Here is a 23,305-nt window from a genome sequence, read left to right as displayed (position 1 = left end):
CCATCCGGCGCCCCGCCGGATGGCGGATGGTTTTTTATGTACGCGCCCGCTACTGCATGAACCAGCCGTGGCTGACCACCAAAGACTGGCCATTGAGCGCATTGCTGGGAAACGCGGCAAAAGTCAGTGCCACCTGTGCGACATCGTCGGCTGTGGTGAATTCTCCGTCGACGGTATCCTTGAGCATGACATTGCGGATCACTTCTTCTTCGGTAATGCCCAGTTCTTTGGCCTGCTCGGGGATTTGTTTCTCGACCAGCGGCGTACGCACGAAGCCGGGGCAAATCACGTTGGCCCGGATGCCGTAGGCGGCACCCTCTTTGGCAATCACCTTGGCAAGGCCTTCGAGGCCGTGCTTTGCAGCGACATACGGGCTTTTCAGGCGCGAGGCCTCTTTTGAATGCACGGACCCCATGAAAATAATGCTGCCGCCCCTTTTCGAGGCAATCATCTGGCGCACTGCGGCGCGCGACGTCAGGAAGCCACCATCCAGGTGCACCGCCAGGAGCTTCTTCCAGTCTGAAAATTTGAAATCCTGGATGGGCGCCACGATTTGTATACCGGCATTGCTGACCATGATATCGACCGGGCCCAGCGCTTTTTCTACCTGGGCAAACCCGCCATCCACTGCCGCTTCGTCGGTGACATCCATGGCGACCGCCATGGTTTTCACACCCGCCGCCTGGGCAATGGCATCTGCCGTGGCCTGAGCGGCCGCCTGGTTCAGGTCGGCGATCACGATGTCGGCACCGGCCTGAGCAAAGAGTTCGGCAATACGTTTGCCCAGGCCGCTGGCGGCGCCAGTCACCAATGCAATCTTGCCTTCGAGGCTGAGCACGGGGGTGGCCTGGCCGGCCGGGGCTGTTTCTTGTGTCATGATGGTTCCTTGTCTTGCGTCTACACGACTTTATCGTAACAGGATTCAGGCACCCTCGATGGCGCCGGCCTGCCCGAAATGGACTGAAGAACCTGGGAATTGGTGCCGGCTAGAGGAGTCGAACCCCCGACCTTCTCATTACGAATGAGCTGCTCTACCAACTGAGCTAAGCCGGCCTGGCCACGGGCGTCGCCCGTGCCTGATCGATGCTGCCTGGCAGACAGCACCAAAGCCAGGGATTGTACATGAAATTCACCGTCCATCAGGGCGGTGGGGGCGCCTGGTGCGAATTTTCCCTGCCTTCATGGTATAGGGCGACCACGTCTGGGAACATGTCCCAGCACGTGATGAAGAGTGCGGCAAACAACGGCCCGATCACGAAGCCGTTGAGGCCGAATGCCGAAAGACCGCCCAGCGTCGAAACCAACACGACGTAATCCGGCAATTTGGTGTCCTTGCCAACCAGTATGGGGCGCAGGAGATTATCGAGCAAACCGATGACCAGCAGGCCAAAAAGAATCAGCAGCACACCCTGCCAGAGATCGCCGGTCACCAGGAAATAAATGGCCACCGGCGCCCAGATCAACGAAGCGCCCACGGCCGGCAGCAGCGACAACACCCCCATGACCACGCCCCAGAACAAAGGGCCCTGGATACCCAGAAAAGCGAACATGAGCCCACCCAGCAAACCCTGTGCGGCCGCAATCACGATATTGCCCTTGACAGTCGCACGCACCACGGTGGCGAATTTCAGCAGCAAATCATGCCGGTAATTGTCTTCCAGCGGAATCACGTGTTTGATGCGCGCCGCCAGCTCGGGGCCATCACGCAGCAGGAAAAAGAGCAGGTACAGCATGACCCCGAGCCCAATGACGAACTGGAAGGTATTCTGGCCGATGTTGACAGCCTGGCGAGCCAGCCATTGGCTGACCTCGAGGGCACCCGCCGACAGTTTTTCACGGATATCGAGCAGATTGCCAAAACCGTAGGAGTCCAGCCAGCCATGAACCGACACAGGCAGCGCTGAAATAATCTGCGCATAATGCCGGCCGAGATTGAGTTGACCCGAATTGATCCGGCTGTACAGGCTAGCGACCTCGTTGGCCAGCGACCCCGCAATGAACAGCATGGGCAGGATGACGATGCATATGATGCAAAGCAGGGACAGCAATGCCGCCAAGCCCGACCGCTGGCCGGTGACCCGCAACATGAAACGCTGCAGCGGGCTGAACAGGACCGCGAGCACACCGCCCCAGAAAAGAGCGGCATAAAATGGCAGCAGAATACTGAAGAAGGCGATGGATACCGCAATCAGCAACAGCAGAAAGCTGCGGAAATTAACCGTCGGCGACATCTCAGGCGGTACCGCCGACGGTGAGGCCATCGATCCGGAGCGTCGGCATGCCGACGCCGACCGGCACGCTTTGACCTTCTTTGCCACAGGTGCCTACGCCAGAATCCAGCGCCAGGTCGTTGCCGATCATGGCGATTTGGCCCATCGCCTGTGGGCCACTGCCGATCAGGGTGGCCCCCTTGACCGGGCGGGTGATGCGGCCATTTTCGATCAGATACGCCTCGGACGCCGAAAAAACGAACTTGCCGCTGGTGATGTCGACCTGCCCACCGCCGAAATTGACCGCATACAGGCCTTTCTTGACGGAGGCAATGATGGCCTGAGGGTCGTCGCGACCCGCCAACATATACGTGTTGGTCATGCGCGGCATGGGGATATGGGCGTAAGACTCGCGGCGAGCATTGCCCGTCGTAGCCTGCCCCATGAGGCGGGCATTCAGGCTGTCTTGCATGTAGCCTTTGAGGATGCCGTCTTCGATCAGCACATTGCGCTGGCTGGGATGGCCTTCGTCATCGACATTCAGTGAACCTCTGCGATCGGGCAGGGTACCGTCGTCTACGACGGTGACACCGCGGGATGCCACCCGCTCGCCAATCCGTCCTGAAAACAGGCTGGAGCCCTTGCGGTTGAAGTCGCCCTCGAGCCCGTGACCGACCGCCTCGTGCAACAGGATGCCGGGCCAGCCCGATCCCAGCACCACGGGCATTTGCCCTGCGGGGGCAGGCTGCGCCTCGAGGTTGACGCGCGCTTCATGTACGGCCCGCTGCACATAGCCCTGCAGGATCTCATCCGAAAAATAGGCCAGGCCCACGCGCCCGCCGCCCCCGGCATGGCCCATTTCACGCCGCCCCGCACGCTCCATGATGACCGTCAGCGACAACCGTACCAACGGCCGCACGTCGGCCACCTGGCGGCCGTCGCTACCTACGATGAGCACGACGTCGTGCTCGGCAGCCAACCCCGCCATGACCTGGATGATTTCTGCATCAGCCGCCCGGGCCATGCGCTCGAGGCGCTCGAGCAAGGCGACCTTTTCGGGGGCGGACAGAGAGTCGACCGGATTGATGGCCGAGTACAGCGAGTCCGCCCGGGCCCCGGGCGGTGTGACGTGGCAGCGCCCTGCCCCCCGCCGGGCAATATTGCGTACCGCGCGCGCTGAAGACAGCAACGCGTCGGCAGACAACGCATCCGAATAGGCAAAAGCGGTTTTCTCGCCCTGTATGGCCCGCACCCCCACGCCCTGGTCGATGGAAAAGCTGCCGGTCTTGACGATGCCTTCCTCTAGGCTCCAGCCTTCTGAACAGCTGTACTGGAAGTAGAGATCGGCATAATCGACCTTGTGCGCATGGATTTCGGCCAGCGCCTGTGCAAAATGGCTTTCATCGAGCCCCCATGGATCCATCAGCAGGTTGCGCGCGGCATGCAAGGCTTCAAGGCCGGGTTCCGTCAGTTTCATTGAGAATGTCCAGTAGCAATTAAGGAGAAGGGCCGGCGCCTGCGCCGCGCCGGGCGCCTGGTGGGCTTATGCGAGTCGTTCGACCACCCGGTCGTGCAACGCAGGCAGCGAGCGCCGGACTGCACGGATGCGTTCGGCGGAGAGCTCGCCGGAGACCACGCCCGGCCCTTCGGGCAGGCAATCGACGATCTCGCCCCAAGGATCCACCAGCATGGTGTGCCCCCAGGTGCGCCGGCCGTTTTCGTGCCGCCCCCCCTGCGCGCTGGCCAGCACATAGCACTGATTTTCGATGGCCCGCGCCCGAAGGAGGATCTCCCAGTGCGCCGAACCCGTGGTATGGGTAAAGGCCGCTGGCAATATGATGACCTGCATGTCGCCCTGGGCACGGAAGAACTCGGGAAACCGCACATCGTAGCAAATACCCAGCCCAACCCGTCCGAACGGCAGGCTGAAAGCCGGGTTGCGGCCATCGCCTGGCCGAATGGTAAGCGATTCATCGTACGATTCATGCGCCCCCTGAAAACCGAACAAGTGCAGTTTATCGTAGCGGGCATGCGGTTGTCCGCTGGGGTCGAACACCAGGCAGGTATTGTAGATTCGTTCTGGATCCGGGCTGCGCACGGGAATGGTGCCGCCCACCAGCCAGATGCCATGCTGACGGGCCTGACCGGCCAGGAAATCCTGGTTTGGACCCAGGCCTGCCGTTTCTGCGATCGCCAGCTTGTCGGCCGGATCCTGGCCCAGCAGACAAAAATATTCTGGCAGTACGATCAGCTTCGCGCCGGCGGCCGCAGCCTGCCCGATCAGGGACGCAGCCTGGCGGAGATTATCGGCCACCCGAACGCCGGATACCATTTGTATGGCGGCCACCGGTACGGGGTCTGCATATTCCATTATCCAAGCATCCGAAATACATGACGTTGAAATTATATAAGAAGAACATGCATGCAGAGGATTACATGCAACGCAAAATCTGTTTAAAATGTCGACGTGAATCGTCGAGATCAAACTTCTTTAAAATTTTCCCTAAACCAATTGAATCCCTACACACCGGAGTCAGTAATGCCCCGAGCCAGCTATAGTGCAGAAAAAAACCGAATTCAGAAAGAAATCGACAAGCTCGAAAAAAAGATGCAACAGCTCAAAGCAAAAGAACGCAAGCCCATGATTGCGTCCATCGTGAAATCAATGCGCGATTATGATATTTCCCTGGAAGACATCGCGGTTATTTATAACCGCAAGTCGGCTACGCGGGCGGCCAGCAAAACGGCGGGCGGCGCCGCGGCCCGTCCGGCCAGCAAGCGTGTGATTCCGCCCAAGTACCGCGACCCGAACACGGGGGCCACCTGGACGGGTCGCGGCAAGGCGCCGCGCTGGATCTCCGACGCCGAAGCAACGGGCGTATCGCGCGACACCTTCCTGATCGAACAACCCGCAGTGCCAGCCACCATCTGATCACGCAGTTGCCGCTCGTGCTTGCAACAGGCCCCGCACCAGCGGGGCTTGTTGCTTTAGCCCGCTGGCAAACGATCCGTACCCTTCGAACGGCTGGACTACAATCCAGGACAGAATATTTCTCTTGTGTCCCTCATGCGCACCGATCACGCCCATACCCTGCACCGCACCGATTATGCTCCATACCCATTTGGCTTGTCGCACGTGCGGTTGGAATTCGACCTGGCAGCAGAAACGACCCGCGTCACCTCAGAGCTGCGTTTCTACCCAATCGACCGGCAAGGCGGGCCTGACCGGGTGGTGCTCCAGGGTCAGGATCTCGAACTGATCGAACTGCAGGTCGACGGCCGTCCTCTGGACAGCGCCGACTACCAATTGGATGCCGACACCCTGCAATTTGCCGCTCCCGATCGCGGCAAAGATTTTGTCGTGCGTATCGTCAGCCAGTGCCATCCGGCAAAGAACACCAGCCTGATGGGCCTGTATCAGTCCGACGACAAGCTCTTCACCCAATGCGAGGCGGAAGGCTTCCGCCGCATCACCTGGTTCCCGGATCGGCCCGACGTCATGAGCCGCTATGAAGTCGTATTGCGGGCCGACCCCAGGCAATATCCGATATTGCTGTCCAATGGCAATCGGGTCGAGCAAACCCTGCTCGACGACGGCCGCCGCCAGGTGACGTGGCGCGATCCCCATCCCAAACCCTGTTATTTATTCGCGCTGGTCGCCGGCGATTTCGACTGCCTCGAGCGTTCCGACACGACCCGCAGCGGCCGTCCGGTATTGCTGCAAGTCTACAGCGACCGGGGCTTTCTAGAACAAACCCGCTGGGCCATGGATTGCCTGGCGCGCGCGCTGCACTGGGATGAAACCCGCTTCGGGCTCGAGCTGGATCTCGACCGTTTCATGGTAGTGGCCGCCCGGGACTTCAACATGGGCGCCATGGAAAACAAGGGGTTGAATATCTTCAACGCCGCCTACGTGCTGGCGGATCCCCTGACGGCGACGGACGCCGCGTACCGCGGCATCGAATCCGTCATCGGCCACGAATACTTTCACAACTGGACCGGCAACCGGGTAACTTGCCGCGACTGGTTCCAGCTGTCTCTGAAAGAAGGCCTGACCGTGTTCCGCGAACAGGAATTCGCCGCTGACATGCTGGCCCGCGGGCTGCCCGATGCCGAAGCGGCCAGCGCCCGGGCGGTAAAGCGGATCGACGACGTCCATACCCTGCGGCTCGCCCAGTTTCCGGAAGACGCGGGCCCCATGGCGCACCCGATTCGCCCGGATTCCTACCAGCAGATCGCAAACTTCTATACGGCCACCATCTACGAAAAAGGGGCGGAAGTGATTCGCATGCAGCATACGCTGCTGGATGAAGCGGGCTTTCGTGCCGGGATGGACGAGTACTTCCGCCGCCACGACGGCCAGGCGGTCACCTGCGATGACTTCGTGCGCGCCATGGAATCCGTTTATGCGAGGCAACACCCGGGGCGGGACCTCACCGTCTTTCACCGCTGGTACGAGCAAGCCGGCACACCCCGCGTCCGGGTTTCGCTGCAATACAGCCCGCAGGCCCGCCAGGCCGAACTGACGCTCGAGCAGCACTGCGCGCCTGTGGGGCTCGAGACCCGGCGTACGCCAGTGGCCGAGAAGCCGCCCCTGCACATACCGGTCGCGATCGGGCTGCTGGGCGGCACGGGTGCCGCCTTGCCGATTCACTGGGGCGGCCAGGTATACGACACACTGATTCTCGAACTGCGAGAAGCCAAACAGCACTGGGTCTTCACCGACCTGGATGAACGCCCGCTGCTGTCGTTGTTGCGCGGATTCTCTGCGCCGGTCATTCTCGAAACCACCCGCAGCCAAGAGGATCTGGCGTTGCTGGCGCAGCACGACAACGACGCTTTCGCGCGCTGGGACGCCTGCCAGGAATTAACGCATCATGCCCTGCAGGCGCGGCTGGCCGGCAGCCACGACCCGCAGGACGAAGCCCGATTGCTGGCCGTCTGGCGCACCGGCCTGAACGATCCAGCCATCTCAGCCGACTACAAGGCCAGGCTTCTGGCCATGCCCGCTGTGCGCGAAGTGCTGATGCGCACGGCGCCCATGGATCCGCACGCCACACGGCAGGCCTGGAACCAGACGCAGTGGCTGCTGGGTACCCAACTGTCAGACACGTGGCGCCGGATCCATGATGATCTGGCCGAAGACGATGGCCGCCCGTACTCGCCCGACCCTGTGGCGGCGGGCAAGCGCGCCCTGCGCAATCTGGCCCTGGCCTACCTGCTTGCTGCCGGAGCGGATGGGGCCGTGGAACGGGCCCAGGCCCAATACCAAGGGGCGCGCAACATGACCGAAAGCTTCGGGGCGCTGTCCGCGTTGGTCCATCATGCCCCCGAGCACGCACACGATGGACTGGCCGACTTCTTCAACCGCTGGCAACATGACCCGCTGGTACTCGACCGCTGGTTCAGCGTACAAGCCACGGCGCCCAGCACGCGCGTGAGCGACTTGCGCACGCTGATGGCGCTGCCCGAATTTTCCCTGCGCAACCCCAATCGCGCGCGCGCCGTGGTCTTTCGTTTCTGCCTCGAAAACCTGTCGGGCCTGCACACACAGGCCGGCTACGATTTCTGGGCGGAACAGGTCCTGGCTCTCGATGCCCTGAATCCCGAAATCGCGGCGCGGCTCGCACGGGCCTTCGATCTCTGGTCACACTTCGAGCCCGAGGCCCAGCACGGCATGCAGGCAGCGCTGCAACAGGTCCTGGCAAGTCCCGGCCTGTCGCCCAACGTCCACGAAATCATCTCCAAGGCCCTGAATGCCTGAATCCACCAGTCACTGAGGAACCCGCTTTGAAATACAAAACTCTGACGCAATACCTGGTCGAACAGCAACGCCTGCATCAGGCGGTATCCGCCGAAGTGCGCCTGCTCATCGAGACCGTGTCACGCGCCTGCAAGGCCATCAGCCACGCGGTCAGCAAAGGCGCACTGGGGGGCGTGCTGGGCAGCCTGGACAGCGAAAACGTGCAGGGCGAAATCCAGAAGAAACTCGACGTGCTGTCCAACGAGATCCTGCTCGAAGCCAACGAATGGGGCGGCAACCTGGCCGCCATGGCCTCGGAAGAGATGCAATCCATCCACCGGATTCCACACCATTACCCCAAGGGGCAGAACCTGCTGCTGTTCGACCCGCTCGATGGTTCGTCGAACATTGACGTCAACGTCTCCATCGGTACTATTTTCTCGGTGCTGCAGGCGTCATCCGAGGCGACCGGGCGCGAAATCGAAGAAAGCGACTTTCTCCAGCCGGGCCTTCGCCAGGTGGCTGCGGGATACGCCGTCTATGGCCCACAAAGCATGCTGGTGCTCACCGTCGGCAACGGGGTCATGGGCTTCACCCTGGATCGCGAAATGGGGTCATGGCTGCTCACCCACGAACACATGCGGATACCCGAGGACACCTCCGAGTTCGCCATCAACATGTCCAACATGCGCCACTGGGATCCTCCGGTACGCCGCTACATCGATGAATGCCTGCAGGGCGAAACGGGGCCTTTGGGCAAAAACTACAACATGCGCTGGGTCGCCTCGATGGTGGCCGACGTGCACCGTATCCTGACGCGCGGCGGCATCTTCATGTATCCCCGGGATGCCCGGGCGTCGGGCCGCAAGGGCAAGCTGCGGCTGATGTACGAAGCCAACCCCATGAGCTATCTGATCGAGCAGGCTGGCGGGCGCGCCATCGACGGCGCACATCGTATCCTGGAGATCCAGCCCGACTCGCTGCACCAGCGCGTTGGCGTGATCCTGGGATCACGCAACGAAGTCGAGCGGGTACAGGCCTACCATCTCAGTCAAGCGTGAAGATGGTGGCACCGGTCGTCTGCCGGGCCAACAACGCCTCATGAGCCAGGGCCGCATCCTTCAGGGGAAAGCGTTGGCCAATGACGACGTCGAGCTTGCCGGCCGTCACCAGATCGAAGACCTCGGCGGCGGCGGCCTGCATGGCCTGTACGGTAGGCACGTGCGTGCCCAGCGTGGGCCGAGTGACATACAGCGAGCCCTTGGTGGCCAATATGCCCAGATTGACCCCATCGACCGGGCCAGAGGCATTGCCGAAACTGACCAGCAGCCCGCGTGGTTGCAGGCAGTCGAGCGAGGTCTCCCAGGTGGCCTTGCCGACGCCGTCGTAGACGACCGGCACTTTGTGGCCTTCGGTGAGTTCGAGCACCCTTTCAACGACATTTTCATGGCTGTAGTTGATGACCTCCCAGGCGCCATGCTGGCGCGCCAGCGCAGCCTTGGCTGGTGTGGAGGCCGTACCGATCAGGCGCACCCCCAGGGCACGCGCCCATTGGCAGGCGATCAGCCCGACACCGCCCGCAGCGGCATGAAACAGGATGGTTTCATGCCCCTTGAGCCGGTAGGTCTGGCGAAACAGGTACTGGACGGTCAGGCCCTTGAGCATCAAGGCGGCGGCCTGTTCGAAGCTGACGGCATCCGGGATGGCGACCACCTGGCTGGCCGGCACGTTGCGCAGATCGGCGTACGCGCCCAGGGGGCTCTGGCCGTAGGCGGCCCGATCACCGACCTTCAGGTGCGTGACCCCGGCCCCCACCGCCTCGATGATACCGGCGGCCTCGTAGCCCAGGCCATGGGGCAATGGGTTCGGATAGAGCCCCGTGCGACAATACACATCGACGAAATTCAGGCCGATGGCCTTGTGCCGGATGCGGACCTCGTCGGGCCCGACCGGGGGGACTTCGATGCGTTCGAGCCGCATGACTTCGGGGCCACCATGCTGGTGTACGCGTATGGCGAGTGCTTGTTCCACTGTGGTTTCTCCGGCCCCGGGCGGGGCGATCTTTCATTTCACAGATGCAGACTAGCATGAAATCGCGCGAAGCTCGTGTTGCCATCCACGTGGCCGCCGTGCTTTTCGGGCTCACTGGGATTTTCGGCGAGCTGATCCAGGGCAGCGCCTGGCTGATCACGGCGGGCCGGGCTGCATTCGCCAGCCTGGGCCTGCTGTTGTTCATGCGCCATACCGGCCATCGGCTGACGTGGCCCCAGGGCACGGTTGCCCGCTTCATCGGGCTGGCAGGCCTTTTGCTGGCCGTCCACTGGGTCAGTTTCTTCATGGCGGTCAAGGTGGGCGGCATTGCGATTGCCACTTTGGGTTTCGCGAGCTTCCCTGCCTTCATCACCCTGCTGGAAGGTCTGCTCTTTCGCGAGCGGACCCGGGCAAGCGAGTGGGCGATCGTCGGGCTGGTCAGCCTGGGGTTGATCGGGGTCGCCCCGTCGTTCGATTTTCAGGACGAGGCCACGATCGGTTTGCTTTGGGCAATCGGCTCGGGGTTGTCGTTCGCGCTGTTCACGCTGGCCAACCGAAAAGCCGTCGACCACCTGCCGGCCCATGCCCTGGCGTGCCTGGAAAACGCGCTGGTGGCCGTGCTGACACTGCCCTGGTGCCTGACGGAATTCGCCACCCTGCGCGCGCTGGACTGGTTCTGGATTTTCATGCTGGGCGTCGTGTGCACTGCATTTTCCCATGCCCTGCTGGTGGCCAGCCTGAGCCGGCTCAAGGCGCGCAGTGCGGCCATCGTGATCGCGCTGGAGCCCGTTTACGCGATTGCATTTGCCGCCCTGTTTTTTGCACAATATCCGCCCGCCAGAGCCATTTTAGGCGGGGCGCTCATCATCACGGCCATTCTCGCGTCGGGCGCCGCCCGCGGCCGGAAACCCGCCACCACGGCAGACCGATTGGACATTAACGGGTAAAATCAGGCATTTATCAGGTTTCAAACATATAGATCATCATGGCCGGACATAGTAAGTGGGCAAACATCCAGCACCGCAAGGGGCGCCAAGACGCCAAGCGCGGCAAGCTCTGGACCAAAATCATCCGTGAAATCACCGTGGCCGCGCGCGATGCGGGCCCCGACCCTGCCGCCAACCCGGCCCTTCGGCTGGCCTGGGACAAGGCCACGGCAGCCAACATGCCCAAAGACAACATCCTGCGGGCCATTCAGCGGGGCGCCGGCGGCGGCGACGACAGCCACTACGAAGAAATCCGCTACGAAGGCTACGGGGTCGGAGGCGCCGCCGTCCTGATCGAATGCCTGACGGACAACCGGCAACGCACGGTGTCCGAAGTGCGGCACACCCTGTCGAAACACGGCGGCAACCTCGGGCAGGATGGTAGCGTGGCGTTCATGTTCAAGCATTGCGGCCAGTTCATCTTCGCGCCCGGTTCGTCCGAAGACGCCATCATGGAGGTGGCGCTCGAGCACGGTGCCGACGACGTCCAGACCGACGAAGAAGGCGTCATCGAAGTCACCTGCGAACCCGGTCAATACACGAGCCTGAAAAAAGCGTTCGTCGAGGCCGGCCTCGAACCCGAGCTCGACGGCGTCATCATGAAGGCGCTCAGCGAAGTCCAGCTCGAGGGCGAAGAGGCGGAACGCATGCAGAAAATCATCGATCTCCTCGAAGGCCTGGATGATGTCCAGGAAGTCTACACGACAGCCGTCATGGACGAAGCCGAATGAAGCTGCTGGTCATTGGGTCCGGAGGGCGCGAGCACGCCCTGGCTTGGTGTCTGGCCAAATCCCCGCGGGTACAGAAAGTCTACGTGGCACCTGGCAACGGGGGCACGAGCCGCCGTGCCGAATACGAAAACCTGCCCCTCACCGATCCGGCGGGCCTGGTTGCGTTCGCCCGCGAACAAAATATCGCCTTTACGGTGGTGGGGCCAGAAGCCCCGCTGGCCAGCGGGCTGGTCGATGCGTTCCGCCAGGCGGGTCTGCGCATTTGCGGCCCCACCCAGGCCGCCGCCAGGCTGGAAAGCTCCAAAGACTACGCCAAAGCGTTCATGCTGCGTCACGGGCTGCCCACCGCAGGCTACCAGAGCTTCACAGACCGCATCCAGGCACGCGAATACGTACGCCATCACGGCGCCCCCATCGTCATCAAGGCCGACGGCCTGGCGGCCGGCAAAGGGGTGGTGGTGGCGGAAACCACCGACCAGGCCCTGGCGGCCATCGACCACATGCTGGGCCCTGATGGCGCCTTTGGCCACGCCGGAGCCCGCGTCGTCATAGAAGACTACCTCGAAGGCGAAGAAGCGAGCTTCATCGTCCTGTGCGATGGCCAGCACATTCTGCCGCTGGCAACCAGCCAGGACCACAAACGGCTGCTCGACGGCGACGGCGGGCCCAACACAGGGGGGATGGGCGCCTACTCGCCAGCACCCATCGTGTCACCAGGCCTGCATAATCGCATCATGCGGGAAATCATGATGCCCGCCGTACGCGGCATGGCCCAGGATGGTGTCCCCTACACCGGCTTCCTGTATGCCGGGCTGATGATCGGGCCCGGGCCCGATGCCGCGCGCAGCCTCAAGGTGCTCGAATTCAACTGCCGCCTGGGCGACCCGGAGGCTCAACCGATCCTGATGCGCGTCAAGAACGATTTCACACAGGTCATCGAACACGCGATCGACGGCACGCTCGACCAGGCCGAGATCGAATGGGACCGGCGCACGGCGCTTGGCGTCGTATTGGCATCCGCAGGCTATCCAGAGGCCCCCTGCACGGGCCGCCCGATCACCGCTCTGGCGCCCGACACGGGCGAATGCATGACATTTCACGCGGGTACCGCCCTGCAGGATGGCCAGCTGGTCACCACCGGCGGGCGGGTGCTGTGCGTGACGGTGTTGGCCGATTCAGTCCGGCGGGCCCGGCAACTGGCCTACGAAGCCGTCGGCCAGACACACTTCGAAGGCTGCCAGTACCGCCATGACATCGGCTGGCGTGCCCTGCCCGATACCCCCTTGCACCGAGATGCATCATGATGGTTCCCATCCAACGCGCCCACGATTTCTTTGCCGGCCTCCAGGACAGCATCGTACACGCCCTCGAGGCCCTGGAAGGCGCGGCATTCGGCCGCGACCCCTGGCAGCGCCCCGAAGGGGGTGGGGGCCTGGCCCGCTACTGTGAAGGCGGGGCGGTCTTCGAACGGGCGGGCGTGCTGTTCAGTCATGTGCAAGGGGCTGCGCTGCCGCCCTCGGCCAGCGCCCTGCGCCCCGAGCTGGCGGGTCGGTCCTGGGAGGCCATGGGCGTATCCATGGTGTTGCATCCGCGCAATCCTCACGTACCCACCACGCACATGAACGTGCGCTTGTTCGTTGCCCACGGCCATCAGGGCGAAGAAGACGTATTCTGGTTCGGCGGTGGCCTGGATCTCACGCCGTACTATCCGGTCGAGGCCGACGTCCGGCATTTCCATCAAGTGTGCCACGACGCCGTCGCCCCCTTCGGCGCAGACAAATACCCGCGCTACAAGGCATGGTGCGATGAATACTTTTTTCTGCGTCATCGCAACGAAACCCGCGGGGTCGGCGGCCTGTTTTTCGACGACCTGAACACCCCCGGATTCGACACTTGTTTCGCGCTCACCCGCGCCGTGGGCGAATGCTTCGTGCCGGCCTACGTGCCTATCGTACAGGCGCGCAAACAAACCGCGTATGGCGAACGTGAACGGGCGTTCCAGGCCTACCGGCGTGGTCGCTACGTAGAATTCAATCTGGTCTATGACCGCGGCACCCTGTTTGGCCTGCAATCAGGCGGGCGTACCGAATCCATCCTCCTTTCCATGCCGCCGGTTGCCCAATGGCGCTACGACTGGCAACCCGAACCCGGTTCGGCCGAAGACCAGCTGTCTGCCTATCTCAAGCCGCGCGCATGGCTGGACGCCTGAAAATCGGGCTGCTGGGCGGCAGCTTCGACCCTGTGCACAATGCGCACATCCGGCTGGCCCTGGCCGCGCGCGAGCATCTCGGGCTCGATCGGGTCGAGCTGATCCCGGCCTCAGCCCCCTGGCAACGCAGCCCGCTGCACACAGACGCCCGGCACAGGCTGCGCATGCTCGAGCTCGCGCTCGCAAGCGAGCCCACCCTGACCATCAACCCAAGCGAGCTGGAACGCGCCGGGCAAACCTACACCATCGATACCGTCCAGGCGCTGGATCCCGCCCATGACTACATATGGATCCTGGGTGCCGACCAGCTGGCCAATTTCTGTACGTGGCATGCGTGGCGCGAGATCCTGAACCACGTTCAGCTGGCCGTCGCAGCCCGCCCGGGTTACGCACCCGACCCGCCTGCCGATCTGCAGCAGGCCTTGCTGGACACACCCGACAAACCGCTGCTGCACATCCCATTCGAGCCCGACCCCACCTCAGCCACCTGGATACGCCAGGCGCTGGCCCGCGGGCACCCTGTACAGGATCTACTGCACCCACACGTACTATCCTATATCCACACGCATCATCTCTACCAGAACGGGGCGAGCGCCCGAGCACACACCTTATGAACCTGCAAAAACAGCAACGACTGGTCATTGACGCCCTGGAAGACGCCAAAGCCAGGGACATCAAAGTCTTCAACACAACCGGCCTGACGGGCCTGTTCGACCGGGTGGTCATTGCCAGCGGCACCTCGAGCCGCCAAACCAGGGCGATTGCCCAGCACGTGGCCGAACAGGCAAAAAAAAGGGGGTTGGAGATCATCGCCTTCGAGGGCGAGGACACAGGCGAGTGGGTGCTGATCGATCTGGGCGACATCGTGGTGCACTGCATGCAGCCGGATATTCGCCTGTATTACAACCTGGAAGAAATCTGGGGCGGTAAACCGGTGCGGGTGAAGCTGCTGGCGTCATGAAGCTGCTGGTCTACGCCGTCGGCCAGCGCATGCCGACCTGGGTGCAGGATGCCTGGGACGACTACGCCAGGCGCATGCCACGCGAGTGTCCCCTGACGCTGCACGAAATCCGCCCCGAGTCCCGCGCCCTGGGCAAGACAGCCGAGCAGCTGATGCGCGCCGAAGCCGCGCGTATCGAAGCAGCCTTGCCGGACCAGGCCCAACGCATCATACTGGACGAACACGGCAAAACGCTGAACACCATGCAGTTGGCGCAGCAGCTGCAGCGCTGGCGAGACGCCAGCACCGACGTGGCGTTCGTGATCGGTGGCCCGGATGGCCTGGATCCCGACCTGAAACGCTCGGCCCACCAGAGCCTGCGGCTTTCATCCCTGACCCTGCCCCACCCCATGGTGCGCATCCTGCTGGCCGAGCAGCTCTATCGCGCCTGGAGCATACTGGCCGGACATCCATACCACCGCAGCTGATGCTGCGCGCCTGACCACGCTGTGCCGATTTACACCGTTTCGGAGATTCTCATGACACCGCGCCGCCGCACCAAGATCGTTGCCACTCTGGGGCCTTCGACCTCCAGTCCAGAACGGATCGAGGCCATGATCTTGGCGGGCCTGGACGTCGCGCGCCTGAACTTCTCGCATGGCCAGCCAGAGGACCATCGCCAGCGGGTGCTGCGCGTACGGGCCATTGCACAGCGGCTGGATCGCCACGTGGCAATCATGGGCGATCTGCAAGGGCCCAAGATCCGGATTGCCCGCTTTGCGGCCGGGCGCGTCACGCTGCAGGCCGGCCAGCCCTTCACCTTGTCGACCCTCCATCCACTGGATGCCGGCACGGAGCGCGTCGTGGGCATCGAATATCCGCCCCTGGTGCACGCTTGCGCACCCGGCGACGAGCTGCTGCTGGACGACGGCCGGGTCATCCTGCACGTGGACGCTGTCGACGCGGACCAGGTCCACACGACCATCAAGGTCGGGGGCGAGTTGTCCGACAATAAAGGGATCAACCGTCGTGGCGGCGGGATTTCCGCACCCAGCCTGACAGCCAAGGACCACAGGGATATCGAATTGGCCGCCGAACTCGAGCTCGATTACGTGGCGGTGTCTTTTCCCCGCTCCGGCGCGGATATCAGCAGCGCACGCGAGCTCGTGCGGGCCGCAGGCAGCCAGGCCTGGATCATTGCCAAGATCGAGCGCGCCGAGGCCGTGGCCGACGACGCCGCGCTGGATGACCTGATCCGCGCCAGCGACGGCGTGATGGTGGCCCGCGGCGACCTTGGCGTAGAGATCGGCGATGCACGCCTGGTCGGCATACAGAAACGGATCATCCGCCACGCCCGCACGCTGAACAAATTGGTCATCACGGCCACCCAGATGATGGAATCCATGACGGCCAGCCCCGTGCCCACCCGTGCCGAAGTATCGGACGTTGCCAACGCCGTGCTCGACTACACCGATGCCGTCATGCTGTCGGCCGAATCGGCATCCGGCGACTATCCGGTGGAGGCGGTAGAGGCCATGGCGCGGATCTGCCTGGGCGCCGAGCAGGAACCCACCAGCACCCAATCGCATCACCGCATGGGCGAGACTTTTTCACGCTGTGATGAAACCATCGCACTGGCCAGCATGTATGCCGCCAACCACTTTCCCGGCATCAAGGCCATCATCTCGCTCACGGAAAGCGGCCACACGCCTTTGATCATGTCGCGCATCCGCTCGGGGGTGCCGATTTACTGCTATACCCGGCACGTCAGTACCCAGCGCCGTGCCGCCCTGTTTCGCGGCGTGTATACCGTCCCCTTCGATGCAACGCACCTGCCTCCAGCCGACGTCAGTGAAGCGGCCATCGACCTCCTGCGCCGACAGGGGCTCTTGCAAAAGGACGACTGGGTCATACTGACCAAGGGCGACTTCTACAGCGACAGCGGCGGCACCAACGGCATGAAGATTCTGCGCGTACACTGAACCCCACCCGTCTCACCAATGAATGATTTCGTCCTGCTCGCATCCGCCAGCCCCAGACGCCACGAGATACTGACGCAACTGGGCATCGAACACGCGGTGCTCCACGTACCGCCACCAGCGGGCGAAGACGAGCCGCGCCTGGTTGGCGAGCCCGCAGCCGACTACGTGCGCCGCACAGCACGCAACAAAGCGCAGCATGCACGCGCCTGGCTGCAGGCCGGCGGTCGGCCGCCCGGCGCGGTGCCACCGGATTGGCCGACCCACTGGCCGCAGTGCCCGATACTGACCGCGGACACCACCGTTTCCATCGATGACGAAGTGCTGGGCAAGCCCTTGGACGCGGCCGATGCGGCGCGCATGCTGCGCCGGCTGTCCGGCGGCCGGCACCAGGTGCTGACCGCGGTCGCCCTGCAGGCGCATGGCCAGCTGCATCAGGCCATCAGCGTCAGCCATGTCTGGTTGCAGCGCCTGACGGCCTCGGACATCGATCGCTACATCGCGAGCGGCGAGCCCTTCGGCAAGGCGGGCGCATACGCCATCCAGGGGCGCGCAGCCGCCTTCATCACCCGGCTGGAAGGCAGCTATACCGGGGTCATGGGGCTGCCCGCGCACGAAACCACACAATTGCTGCGTGCTGCCCACGCGACCTGACACCCGGCATCACGCAAAAGCCCGCTCGATGATCACGGCCTGGTCCTGCGCGTGGCTCGAATGGAAACTGCCAGCCGGCGAGGCACTTTCGGGCCGGCCACAGAATCTGAACCGGGGGTGGGCGCAGCCGGCCAGACGGGCCAGGTCCTCGAGCCGGCGATCATAGTATGGCCAGGCGCCCATGTTTTCGGGCTCTTCCTGCACCCAGACGAGGTCGGCGGATGGATGGTTCTGCAGCAATGCACGCAATTCATCCGTTGGCAAAGGGTACAGCTGCTCGAGACGGACGATCGTGACATCCGGATGGTGATGGGCCTGGCGGTGGTCTTCCAGCTCGTAGGCAATTTTTCCGGAACACACGAGGAGCCGGCGTGCCGGTGACGACGCAGGGCTGACGTGCAGTGCGGAGAACCGCGTGCCCGGACAGAACGCAGCCAACGGTGATACGGCGGCGGGTAGCCGCAGCAGGGTCTTGGGCGCCACCACGATCAAGGGCCGCTCCTGACCGTCGAGCACGTGCTGGCGCAGCGCATGGAAATAATTGGCCGGCGTCGTGGGATTGATGAGCCACAGATTGCCATGGGCGCACAATTGAAGATAACGCTCGATCCGGGCCGAGGAATGCTCCGGCCCCTGCCCCTCGAGCCCATGCGGCAACAATACCACGAGCCCTGATGACTGCCGCCACTTGCACGCGCCGCTGGTGATGAACTGGTCGATCATGATCTGGGCGCCATTGGCAAAATCACCGAACTGCGCCTCCCACAGCGTCAACGTGTTTTTGGCGGCCAGGCTATGCCCGTACTCGAACCCCAGTACCGCATATTCGGACAGTGGGCTGTTGATGACCTCGAACGCCCCCTGCCCCGCCCCCAGATGATTCAGACTGCAGTACCTCCGATTGTCATGGACGTCGGTCAGAACGAAATGTCGATGCGAAAACGCGCCACGCGCCACGTCCTGACCGCTGAGGCGCACGTTCAGGCCTTCGGCCAGGAGGCTGGCAAAGGCAAGCGCTTCAGCCACGGCCCAGGCGACCCCTTGCTCCGTATGGCTGCGAGCACGGATCTGCTTTGCCAGCCGGTCGCCAAGCGTCAACCCATCCGGTACGTGGGCCAGCGCCTCGAGCAGACCCAGCAGCCGCTCCTGCGGCACGCCGGTCTGCGGACTTGGCACGGGTTCGATGGCTGCGGCAAGGCCCGGTTCCCCGGCCTGATCCACCGCACGCTGCTTGCGCTGCCCCGCGGCCTCGAATGCGAGATCCAACTGCTTCCAGTGCTGCTTCGCAAAATCCCTGGCCGCTTGCGGATCGAGCGCGCCCGAGGCCAGCAGGCGCTTTTCCAGCTGGTTCCCAAGTGGCTCACGCTGGTCGATCGCCTGATACAGCACCGGCTGCGTGAACCGGGGTTCGTCAAACTCATTGTGGCCATGACGCCGGTATACGACCAGATCGATCACGGCGTCGCATGCCTGGGCCTGGCGATACTCGACCGCCAGGCCGGCGGCCCGGATGGCCGATTCAGGGCATTCGCCATTGACATGCAGGATCAGGCCGTCGACCGCTTTCCAGGAATCGGTGCAATGGTAGGAACTGCGCCCCTCGTCAGGTTCGGTGGTGAAGCCCAGCTGATTGTTGACCACCACGTGGATGGTGCCCGCCGTCGAGAACCCGGCCACCGCACCCAGTTGGAGACATTCGCTGACGATCCCCTGCCCGATCACCGCGGCATCGGTATGCAGAATGACGCCCAACACGTTGCCGGACTGCCCGTCGGGGCGACCCGCCTGGCGCGCGCGGGTCACGCCCAGCGCCACTGGATCCACCGCTTCGAGGTGCGACGGATTGGGCAGCAGGCGGACCCGGACCGACCTCCCCCCTTTGGTGACGGTGCCCTCATAGCCAAGATGGTAAGGGATGTCTGCCGGAATATCCGGGGCCTCTGGAAACGGATGAAGGCCCATGAATTCGGCAAGCAGGTCAACCAGGGGTTTGCCCAGCACATTGGCCATGAGATTGAGACGCCCTCGATGCATGCTGCCCAGCACGACTTCCTCGACCCCCATGCGAGCCGCCTGCGTCAGGATCTGGTCGAGCACGACCGACAGGATTTCAGCCCCCTCGAGACCAAATTTCTTTTTACCAGGGAAACGGGTCATCAAAAAACGCTCGAACTCGCTGGCCGCCACCACGCTGCGCCAGGCATCGATGAGCACGTCGTCGGAACACGCGGCCCAGGGCTGCGAGAGCCGTTCATCCACCCATTGCACGCGGTCCAGGCGAGTCATGTGCGCCGTCTCGACAGCCAACGTGCCGGTGTATTGGCGGCGCAACGTATCCGGATCGGTTTCAAGCCCCCACTGTCCGGCAAAGAACGCCTCGAGCACATCGACCGGCGGCGGATCGCCATCAGCCAGTGGGTTCAGGTCTGCCAGCAAATGACCGTAGCGGCGCAACAGAGTGGCGCGCAGGGCGGCCGCTGCGCCGCCCTGCGCCGTACCTACGGCCGCTGGATCATCGGTTTGGATCAGGTCATCGATGAAGCGGAACACACTTTGCCAAGACGAATCCACTGACGCAGGCTGCTCGCGAAATTGCGCATACAGGGATTCCATATAATGGACTGAAGCATTCCCAAGGGCTGAAGGCAGGAACTTTTGTCTGAGCATGGTCGAACCGGAGAGTTATGTCGAAGCTTATATACTGCATCATGATTTCATCCACCTTACTTTACCCGGGACCCAGGCACACTGGCAGCACACCATGAAGACAGAAAACGGATCAGGCCCCTCGGCGCAACTTGCCAGGGTCCGACAATCCCTGGAAAACGTCAAGGTACTGTTCGACGCGGCCGTCATGGCCATCGCACGGCAGTGCAGCGAACACGCCCGGCTGAAGAATACACTGCTCGACGCCTACCAGGCCAGCAGCTACGAGCTGGCCTGGGCATGCGCCGAGTGGCAGGCCGCGTACCATCTGTGTCACGGCCCCGATTCCGGGCAGGCGCTGGACCAGGGCCTGAACCTGACCTACGCGATGGATGCCGCGCAATCCATCCTGACCCGCCTCGAACGCGTCTATGCCGACGTCGGCATGGATCCCGAGCCCATCGCAATCCTTGCCTATAGCCAGGCCTTTCAGTCGCTTCGGCGCGAATTGTGCGCAGCCCACCAAAAAGCAAAGCTCGGTGCCATGGCCATCGATCACCCCGAGAAAATCGGGCGCGTCGAGCTGCACCCCGATGTGGCCATGATCCAGGATGCCTTCCAGCGGTTTGCACAAGATGTCGTGCGGCCCCAGGCCACACAGATCCATCGCAAAGACCTTACGGTGCCAGACGACATTCTCTCGGGCATGTGCTCGATGGGCGCCTTCGGCCTGAGCATTCCCGAAAACCATGGGGGCAGTGCCGATGGCTCCCCCAACGACCTGCCCGCCATGCTGGCGGTCACCGAAACCCTGTCCGATGCATCGCTGGGCGCGGCCGGCAGCCTCCTGACACGCCCGGAGATTCTCGCGCGGGCGCTGCTCGAGGGCGGGACCCAGGCGCAGAAAGACCACTGGCTGCCGCGGATGGCCAGCGGCGAGGTGCTGTGCGCCATCGCCATCACCGAGCCCGACCATGGTTCGGATGTGGCGCGACTCACCCTCAAGGCGCACAGGACCCCCCAGGGCTGGCTGTTGAACGGCGCCAAGACCTGGTGCACATTCGCCGGGAAAGCACACTTGATCATGGTGGTTGCACGAACCGAATCCCAGCCGGGTTACCAGGGCCTGAGCCTGTTCCTGGTCGACAAGCCGTCCTTCGATGGCCACGAATTCATGCACCGCCAGCCCTCTGGGGGCCACCTGTCTGGCCGCGCGATTCCCACCATAGGTTATCGGGGCATGCATTCCTTCGATCTGCATTTTGAAGACTATCTCGTGCCCGACAGCCAGCTCATCGGCGCAGAAAAAGGACGAGGGCGCGGGTTTTACTACACCATGGCCGGCATGACCGGGGGCCGTATGCAGACAGCCGCCAGGGCGGCCGGGGTGATGCACGCCGCCCTGACCGAGGCCATTGCCTATGTCAAAGATCGCACGCTTTTTGGCACACCATTGGCCAGCCATCAACTCACACAAGTCAAAATCTGCGATATGGCGGCTTTGTACGCGGCGGCCCGCAAGCTCGCCTACGCCGTCAGCCATCAGTTGTCCACGGGCGGCAACCCCATGCAGGCCAGCCTGGTCAAATTGCTGGCCTGCCGGGCCGCAGAGCACGTCACGCGCGATGCGCAGCAACTGCACGGAGGGCTGGGCTATGCCGAAGAAACCGCTGTCAGCCGGCACTTCGTGGATGCACGCGTATTGTCCATCTTCGAGGGCGCCGAAGAAACCCTGGCCTTGAAAGTCATTTCCAGAAGTCTGTATGAATCGGCCCTCAGTGCCGCAGACGCCACCCATCAACCTACTACCGCCTGAAGGACACCATGTTTCCACACTTGCTCAACGATCTTCACGTCATCGAACTATCCGCTTTTGTGGCCGCTCCATTGGGGGGTATGACGCTGGCCCAGATGGGGGCCGATGTCATCCGGATCGACCCGCTGGGCGGCGGGCTGGATAGCGCGCGCTGGCCACTGGCGGACAATGGCGGCAGTCTCTTCTGGAATGGCCTGAACAAAGCCAAGAAGTCGGTAGCCATCAATCTGCACACCGAGGCGGGGAAAGCGCTCGCGCGAGCATTGATTCTGGCAAGGAATGAAACGATCCTGCTCACCAATTTCCCGTCTCGGGGCTTACTGGACTACAACGCGCTCAGTAAAAACATGCCGAGTCTCATCCAACTGACGATCACCGGCAATCATCACGGAAAATCCGCCGTCGATTACACGGTCAATCCGGCCGTGGGATTGCCCCTGATCACCGGGCCGGAAGACAGCCAGGATGTCTGCAACCACGTGCTGCCCGCCTGGGATCTGATCACCGGGCACATGGCCGTGATCGGCATCCTGGGGGCCGAACGGCAACGACAGCGCACGGGCCTCGGGCAGCATGTCAAGCTGGCGCTCGAAGATGCGGCATTGGCCATGATGGGTCACCTGGGCTTCGTTGCCGAAGCGCAGCTTGGCCACGAACGCCAACGATACGGCAATTATCTGTTCGGTGCGTTCGGCAAGGACTTCATGACCGCCGACGGCCGCCGGATCATGGTGATCGGCCTGACACTCAAGCAGTGGCGCAGCCTTTGCGCTGCGACCGAATTGGACAGCGACATTCAGGCGCTTGGAGAACGACTGGGTCTGGACCTGAATGACGAAGGCAACCGCTTCAAGGCGCGCGAAGACATCGCCGCCCTGCTGGGCCCATGGTGCGCGCGCCGCTCATTGGCCGATATCCAGCAGGTATTCGATGCCCATGGCGTATGTTGGGGCCCATATCAGTCCATGATGGAATGCGTGCAGCAGACAGGGCCGGCCAGCCTGGCTGAAAATCCTATTTTCTCGGCGATCCACCAGCCAGGCATTGGAGATTACCTGATGCCGGGCCTGCCTCTGGATTTTTCTGCCGCCCGGCGCGAAGCGACCGCGCCTGCACCGGTTCTTGGAGAACATACCGAAGAAGTCCTCACCAAGGTGCTCGGCTTGAGCACTGCGCAAATCGGCGTCCTGATCGACGAAAAAACCATCGCGAAACCCTGACTTCCTGATCGACGCGACGGCCGGCCGGATATGCAAAAAGCCCCTGCAGTTTGTTTCTGCAGGGGCTTTTTCGGATAAGGTGCCTGACGATGACCTACTTTCACGGATGTCCATCCACTATCATCGGCGCGAAGGCGTTT

The 23,305-nt window shown here is 62.9% G+C and carries 20 protein-coding genes and 1 tRNA gene; 14 read left to right on the top strand and 7 right to left on the bottom strand.

Annotation, left to right across the window (positions count from 1 at the left end; all coding sequences use genetic code 11):
• Window positions 1–49 precede the first annotated feature (49 nt).
• The 5 genes from WCZ84_RS05150 to WCZ84_RS05130 all read right to left on the bottom strand — a co-directional run bounded on the left by WCZ84_RS05150 (window position 50) and on the right by WCZ84_RS05130 (window position 4,581).
• Window positions 50–877 carry a 3-hydroxybutyrate dehydrogenase gene (locus WCZ84_RS05150; protein WP_372685188.1) on the bottom strand — a complete coding sequence of 276 codons (828 nt, stop codon included), beginning with the start codon at window positions 875–877 and terminating at the stop codon, window positions 50–52.
• A gap of 100 nt (window positions 878–977) precedes the next feature.
• Window positions 978–1,053 (bottom strand) — tRNA-Thr (locus tag WCZ84_RS05145).
• An 86-nt stretch (window positions 1,054–1,139) separates the two neighbouring features.
• A complete protein-coding gene (locus WCZ84_RS05140; protein WP_372685187.1) occupies window positions 1,140–2,231 on the bottom strand; it encodes an AI-2E family transporter in 1,092 nt (363 codons plus the stop codon).
• A gap of 1 nt (window position 2,232) precedes the next feature.
• On the bottom strand, window positions 2,233–3,687 hold the full coding sequence (gene tldD, locus WCZ84_RS05135; RefSeq protein WP_372685186.1) for a metalloprotease TldD: 1,455 nt from the start codon (window positions 3,685–3,687) through the stop codon (window positions 2,233–2,235).
• Between the two features lie 66 nt (window positions 3,688–3,753).
• Window positions 3,754–4,581, bottom strand: coding sequence for a carbon-nitrogen hydrolase family protein (locus WCZ84_RS05130; protein ID WP_372685185.1), 828 nt, complete (start codon window positions 4,579–4,581; stop codon window positions 3,754–3,756).
• Between the two features lie 168 nt (window positions 4,582–4,749).
• Between WCZ84_RS05130 and WCZ84_RS05125 the strand changes: the two genes are divergently transcribed.
• From WCZ84_RS05125 to WCZ84_RS05115, 3 genes are all read left to right on the top strand, one after another.
• Window positions 4,750–5,142 carry an H-NS family nucleoid-associated regulatory protein gene (locus WCZ84_RS05125; RefSeq protein ID WP_372685216.1) on the top strand — a complete coding sequence of 131 codons (393 nt, stop codon included), beginning with the start codon at window positions 4,750–4,752 and terminating at the stop codon, window positions 5,140–5,142.
• Between the two features lie 135 nt (window positions 5,143–5,277).
• A complete protein-coding gene (gene pepN / locus WCZ84_RS05120) occupies window positions 5,278–7,974 on the top strand; it encodes an aminopeptidase N (RefSeq protein WP_372685184.1) in 2,697 nt (898 codons plus the stop codon).
• A 26-nt stretch (window positions 7,975–8,000) separates the two neighbouring features.
• Window positions 8,001–9,014 (top strand): class 1 fructose-bisphosphatase, encoded by a 1,014-nt coding sequence (locus tag WCZ84_RS05115; RefSeq protein ID WP_372685183.1) that lies wholly within the window; start codon window positions 8,001–8,003, stop codon window positions 9,012–9,014.
• On the opposite strand, the gene WCZ84_RS05110 is transcribed toward WCZ84_RS05115, so the two are convergent.
• Window positions 9,001–9,984: a quinone oxidoreductase gene (locus WCZ84_RS05110; RefSeq protein ID WP_372685182.1), complete on the bottom strand. Its 984-nt coding sequence runs from the start codon at window positions 9,982–9,984 to the stop codon at window positions 9,001–9,003. The two genes, WCZ84_RS05115 and WCZ84_RS05110, sit on opposite strands and share 14 nt — an antisense overlap.
• A gap of 56 nt (window positions 9,985–10,040) precedes the next feature.
• Between WCZ84_RS05110 and WCZ84_RS05105 the strand changes: the two genes are divergently transcribed.
• Genes WCZ84_RS05105 through WCZ84_RS05065 form a run of 9 tightly spaced genes read left to right on the top strand, consistent with a single transcriptional unit; the run spans window position 10,041 to window position 17,483 of the window.
• Window positions 10,041–10,931 (top strand): DMT family transporter, encoded by an 891-nt coding sequence (locus WCZ84_RS05105; protein WP_372685181.1) that lies wholly within the window; start codon window positions 10,041–10,043, stop codon window positions 10,929–10,931.
• A 38-nt stretch (window positions 10,932–10,969) separates the two neighbouring features.
• Entirely contained in the window at window positions 10,970–11,701 is a 732-nt protein-coding gene (locus WCZ84_RS05100; protein ID WP_372685180.1) for a YebC/PmpR family DNA-binding transcriptional regulator, read from the top strand.
• Window positions 11,698–13,005, top strand: coding sequence for a phosphoribosylamine--glycine ligase (purD, locus tag WCZ84_RS05095; RefSeq protein ID WP_372685179.1), 1,308 nt, complete (start codon window positions 11,698–11,700; stop codon window positions 13,003–13,005). Before WCZ84_RS05100 ends, purD begins: the two co-directional genes overlap by 4 nt.
• On the top strand, window positions 13,002–13,910 hold the full coding sequence (hemF, locus tag WCZ84_RS05090) for an oxygen-dependent coproporphyrinogen oxidase (RefSeq protein ID WP_372685178.1): 909 nt from the start codon (window positions 13,002–13,004) through the stop codon (window positions 13,908–13,910). Before purD ends, hemF begins: the two co-directional genes overlap by 4 nt.
• On the top strand, window positions 13,895–14,524 hold the full coding sequence (gene nadD / locus WCZ84_RS05085; RefSeq protein WP_372685177.1) for a nicotinate (nicotinamide) nucleotide adenylyltransferase: 630 nt from the start codon (window positions 13,895–13,897) through the stop codon (window positions 14,522–14,524). The genes hemF and nadD overlap by 16 nt, the downstream gene beginning before the upstream one ends.
• Entirely contained in the window at window positions 14,521–14,871 is a 351-nt protein-coding gene (gene rsfS / locus WCZ84_RS05080; protein WP_372685176.1) for a ribosome silencing factor, read from the top strand. The genes nadD and rsfS overlap by 4 nt, the downstream gene beginning before the upstream one ends.
• On the top strand, window positions 14,868–15,338 hold the full coding sequence (gene rlmH / locus WCZ84_RS05075; RefSeq protein WP_372685175.1) for a 23S rRNA (pseudouridine(1915)-N(3))-methyltransferase RlmH: 471 nt from the start codon (window positions 14,868–14,870) through the stop codon (window positions 15,336–15,338). The genes rsfS and rlmH overlap by 4 nt, the downstream gene beginning before the upstream one ends.
• Window positions 15,339–15,389: 51 nt before the next feature.
• Window positions 15,390–16,832, top strand: a complete 1,443-nt coding sequence (gene pyk / locus WCZ84_RS05070) for a pyruvate kinase (protein ID WP_372685174.1) — start codon at window positions 15,390–15,392, stop codon at window positions 16,830–16,832.
• Between the two features lie 18 nt (window positions 16,833–16,850).
• The gene (locus tag WCZ84_RS05065) at window positions 16,851–17,483 is read left to right on the top strand and encodes a nucleoside triphosphate pyrophosphatase (RefSeq protein ID WP_372685173.1); all 633 of its coding nucleotides are present in this window, start codon (window positions 16,851–16,853) and stop codon (window positions 17,481–17,483) included.
• Window positions 17,484–17,492: 9 nt separating this feature from the next.
• On the opposite strand, the gene WCZ84_RS05060 is transcribed toward WCZ84_RS05065, so the two are convergent.
• On the bottom strand, window positions 17,493–20,150 hold the full coding sequence (locus WCZ84_RS05060) for a 2-oxoglutarate dehydrogenase E1 component (RefSeq protein ID WP_372685172.1): 2,658 nt from the start codon (window positions 20,148–20,150) through the stop codon (window positions 17,493–17,495).
• Between the two features lie 94 nt (window positions 20,151–20,244).
• On the opposite strand from WCZ84_RS05060, the gene WCZ84_RS05055 reads away from it, so the two are divergent.
• Together WCZ84_RS05055 and WCZ84_RS05050 are read left to right on the top strand one after the other, a co-directional pair.
• The gene (locus WCZ84_RS05055; protein ID WP_372685171.1) at window positions 20,245–21,945 is read left to right on the top strand and encodes an acyl-CoA dehydrogenase family protein; all 1,701 of its coding nucleotides are present in this window, start codon (window positions 20,245–20,247) and stop codon (window positions 21,943–21,945) included.
• Between the two features lie 8 nt (window positions 21,946–21,953).
• Complete coding sequence (locus tag WCZ84_RS05050; protein WP_372685170.1) at window positions 21,954–23,165, top strand: CoA transferase; 1,212 nt, start codon at window positions 21,954–21,956, stop codon at window positions 23,163–23,165.
• Window positions 23,166–23,305: the final 140 nt, after the last annotated feature.

Source organism: Castellaniella sp., from assembly GCF_041675725.1.
Taxonomy (GTDB): Bacteria; Pseudomonadota; Gammaproteobacteria; order Burkholderiales; family Burkholderiaceae_B; genus Castellaniella.
This window is presented reverse-complemented; position numbering and strand designations above follow the sequence as displayed.